Annotated in this window: 1 protein-coding gene; it reads left to right on the top strand. The window is 68.3% G+C overall.

Annotated features, from left to right (window positions below):
• A partial coding sequence (locus C0461_RS14390; protein WP_292107992.1) for an insulinase family protein occupies window positions 1-581 on the top strand: 581 nt, incomplete at both ends.

Below are 581 nucleotides of genomic sequence, written 5' to 3'. Positions count from 1 at the left end.
TCTGCCCATCGGCGATCTGGACATCATCCGCACCGCGCCCCGCGACCGCTTCGTCGATTTCTACCGCGCCTATTACCGTCCCGAGCGCGCCACCCTGATCGCGGTGGGCGACTTCGACGTCGACGTGATGGAGGCGAAGATCCGCGACAGGTTCGCGGACTGGACCAACGCCCATCCGGCCGGACCCGATCCGATCATCGGCGAGCTGCAGCCCCGCGAGGCCGAGACCTACATCCATATCGAACCCGGCGCCCAGTCCAGCGCCCAGCTGATCTGGACCCAGGCGCCCGACCCGCGTCCTGACAGCCTGGAGACCCGCCGTGAAGGCGTCCTGCGCAATCTGGGCCTGGCGGTCCTGAACCGGCGCATGAGCGAACTGTCGCGCTCCTCCAACCCGCCCTTCCTCGGCGGCGGCGGCGGCCATCAGGAGCTGTTCGGCGCCATGGACATCGGCCTGGTGGTCGCCAATTTCGAGACCGGCGCCTGGCAGCGCGCCATTGAGGCCGCCGAGCAGGAACAGCGCCGTCTGGTCCAGCACGGCGTCAGCGAGACTGAATTGCAACGCGAGGTCACCGAGATCC

Source organism: Brevundimonas sp., from assembly GCF_013823285.1.
In the GTDB taxonomy this organism is placed as follows: Bacteria; Pseudomonadota; Alphaproteobacteria; order Caulobacterales; family Caulobacteraceae; genus Brevundimonas.
This window is presented reverse-complemented; position numbering and strand designations above follow the sequence as displayed.